This window comes from Roseburia sp. OM02-15, assembly GCF_003481835.1.
GTDB lineage: Bacteria > Bacillota > Clostridia > Lachnospirales > Lachnospiraceae > Eubacterium_I > Eubacterium_I ramulus_A.
In genome coordinates this window covers 1-1,168 of the sequence record NZ_QULX01000055.1, presented here as the reverse complement: position 1 = coordinate 1,168, position 1,168 = coordinate 1, and the positions used below count along the sequence as shown (strand labels likewise).

Annotated in this window: 2 protein-coding genes; both read left to right on the top strand. The window is 42.9% G+C overall.

Going from position 1 to position 1,168, the window contains the following annotated elements:
• Nucleotides 1–86: 86 nt before the first annotated feature.
• Complete coding sequence (locus tag DXB15_RS16785; protein WP_117628619.1) at nucleotides 87–266, top strand: hypothetical protein; 180 nt, start codon at nucleotides 87–89, stop codon at nucleotides 264–266.
• 125 nt (nucleotides 267–391) lie between these two features.
• Entirely contained in the window at nucleotides 392–1,162 is a 771-nt protein-coding gene (locus DXB15_RS16780; protein ID WP_118703569.1) for a ParA family protein, read from the top strand.
• Nucleotides 1,163–1,168: the final 6 nt, after the last annotated feature.

Below are 1,168 nucleotides of genomic sequence, written 5' to 3'. Positions count from 1 at the left end.
GTTGCCATGCCTCGCAACCCCGCATAAATACTGAATGTGTGGAGTTTTGCTCATGGCTATGAAGTTAAAGAAATGGAGGTGTGCTTATGAGAGAGAAATTTAATCATATGTATTTGGATAGCCACGAAAGCAAACTTTTGGTACATAGCCTTGTAGAGTTAAAAAATCAGCTTATTCAGCAAGGCAGATATACGGATTGTGTTGACGAGCTTATTTTTAAGGTCATAAATGCACCGTCCAAGAGAATGAAAATTGAATATGTCTAAGGCAAATTACGAAGCCGCTTATTCTTATTAATTTTAAGAATAGGCGGCTTTTTTGCGTTTTCTGGTACTGTTTACATAGCCACCTTGACAAAGTGGCTAAATCTATGCGAAAGGAGGATGCATCTATGTCAAATTGCAAAGTGATTGCTCTGACTAACCAGAAAGGCGGTGTCGGAAAAACAACCACAGCGGTCAATCTGGGTGTAAGTCTGGTGCAGCAGGGTAAAAAAGTCCTGCTGATTGATGCCGATGCACAGGCAAATCTCACGATGGCTCTGGGTTATAACAGACCAGACGATATTCCCATAACGCTCTCTACTGTGATGCAGAACATCATAGACGATAAAACGCTTGATGTTTCACAGGGTATTATCCACCACAGCGAGGGCGTTGACCTGCTTCCGTCAAACATTGAGCTGTCGGGCTTTGAGGTAAGGCTAATCAATGCAATGAGCCGTGAGCGTGTGCTGAAAAACTATGTCAATGAGGTTAAAAAGAATTACGACTATGTGCTTATTGACTGTATGCCGAGCTTAGGTATGATAACCATCAATGCTCTGGTGGCGGCTGACAGCGTGATTATCCCGACACAGCCCCACTATCTCTCGGCTAAAGGTCTGGAGCTTTTGCTTCGCTCCGTATCAATGGTCAAGCGGCAAATCAACCCAAAGCTGCGGATAGACGGTATCTTAATGACTATGGTAATGCCCCGTACCAATATTACTAAGGAAATTACGGCAACGGTCAAAAGTGCATACGGTCAGAAAATCAAGGTATTTGATACCGAGATACCTCATTCTATCCGTGCGGTGGAAGCTACCGCAGAGGGCAAAAGTATTTTTGTGGTCCTATGTCAAGATTTAGTACAAGTTAAAATGAGGTTTTCCTCATCTTAACTTACT